At 63.9% G+C, this 1,858-nt stretch carries 1 protein-coding gene and 1 pseudogene; one reads left to right on the forward strand and one right to left on the reverse strand.

The annotated features are described in order from the left end of the window. Nucleotides 1–241, forward strand: a 241-nt coding sequence (locus EOA22_RS32050; RefSeq protein WP_281040808.1) for a S4 domain-containing protein, incomplete at its 5' end; no start/stop codon positions are given. A 6-nt stretch (nt 242–247) separates the two neighbouring features. On the opposite strand, the pseudogene EOA22_RS32055 reads toward EOA22_RS32050, so the two are convergent. Then, nucleotides 248–1,858 (reverse strand): annotated as a pseudogene (locus tag EOA22_RS32055) (AsmA-like C-terminal region-containing protein); the annotation flags it as partial.

Consider the following 1,858-nt stretch of genomic DNA (forward strand, 5'->3'; position numbering starts at 1 on the left):
CCTCGGTGTTCTCCCCTCCAGCGGCGCGGTCGACGTCGGCATCCTGTCGCTGCTGGTCACCGCCGGACTGGCGGCGTCGAACGGCGAAGCGCGGCGGCATGTGCAGGGCGGCGCCGTGCGCCTGAACGACGAGCCGGTGAGCGACGAGCGCCGGCTGGTGACCCCTCAGGATTTGAGTCCGGAAAACGTCGTAAAGCTTTCCTTGGGAAAGAAAAAACACATTCTGGTGCGACCGGCCTGAACTCGCTCACCTATATTCGAAGATCGACCTGAATATTCCGGGCGCGATCACCGACAGCGGATTGATGTCCAGCAACGGCTTGTTGGCGTTGCCCTTGAGCCGGTAGGTGACGCCGATCAGGCCACGGTCGCGGCCATTGCCGAGCAGCGCGCCAACGATGGGCAATTCGCCGAAGATGCGATTGAGGCCATAGACCGGCATGAACGTGCCGGTCATGTCCATGTTGTTGTTCTGGTCGTAGAGCGTGCCCTGGAACGTGGTGCCGATGCGCGGTCCGCGCAGCACACCGTTGGCGATTTTCAGGTAACCGCTGCCCTTGTCGATCTCGGCGTAACCGCGTTCGAACTTCACCCGCGACGTGTCCAGTTTGCCCTTGACCGCCTGGTTGAGGCTGCGGTTGTCGCCGGCGGGCGTGGTCGAGACGATGGAGGCCAGTTTCGGTTCGTTGACGACGAAAAAGTTGCTGGTGTCGACCTTGCCCCTCAGCGATCCGTCGCTCGGCCCCGCCAGGGCCAGGGTGATCGTTCCGCCTTCCATATGCTCGTAGATATTGAGGAATCTCAGGATGGCGCCAGCGTCGGCGGACTGCATGTTGAGCGCGCGCTGGCCGGCACCGGTGGTGTTGCTGATGGTTATGGCGGCGCCCGAACTTGCCGTGGCGCGGACCTTCAGCCCGTTCACCCGCGAGCCGGCCGCGCTGTAGTCGAGCTTCAGATTGGACAATTGCTCGTCGTGGAAACCGGTCAGCCGGTCGACATCGGCGCTGACGGAGATGGCGTCGGAACCGGTGGTTTTGGTAGCCGTGTCGACGTCGGAGGTGAACTGCTTGATGAGCGAGCGGGCATCGAGCGCATTGCCCGATATGTCGACCGCATAGCCCTTGCCGGACCGCTTCACCGACACAGCAACGTCGTCGCCTCTGTTCAAGGTGACCTTGCTGAACCGCGCCGACGACAAGGCGCCATTGACCAGCACGATGCTGCCGTCGACGGAGAACGTCTTTCCGTCGAGATTGAAATCGGACAGCGTCGTGGTGTCGCCGGACTTGGTCATGACGAAGGTGACGTTGGCGGGCACCCCCGCCCCCTTGCTCCAGCCCGCCCAGGGAATGTCCAGCCTGGCGTTGGTCAGGTCGGCCGAGACGTTCTGGTCGCCGCTGCCGTTCTTGTCGATCGCCACCTTCACAGTTCCGGCAAGCAGCGGCTTCAGGCCGGGCATGGCGGCGGCGCGGATCTTGTCGTCGAGCACCAGGGCCACCTTGCGGCTGCGCGCCGGCCCCTCATCCCTGAGCGGCTCGATCAGATCGAGTTCGGCCGGAATGCCGTTCAGCAACGCCTTGGCGGAGATCACCGCCTTCTCGGGGTCGACCGTGATCGAACCGTCGGCATCCGTCACGACCTGTCCTTCGAAGGGCTTGGCCAGGGACATGCCGGTGTAGTCGAGCGACACCAGCCAATCGAGCTTCGAGGAGTCGACGCCGGACTGCAGCGGAATATCCGCCTTGACGTGACCGGTGACGCTGCCCGACAGGTCCTCCGGCAGAATGCCGACATGGCGCATGGCGTTGATCGGCTCGTAGGATGCGAGTTCGGCAACGGCGGATGCGTCGCCGTCGAC

The organism is Mesorhizobium sp. M7A.F.Ca.US.014.04.1.1, assembly GCF_003998745.1.
GTDB lineage: Bacteria > Pseudomonadota > Alphaproteobacteria > Rhizobiales > Rhizobiaceae > Mesorhizobium > Mesorhizobium ciceri.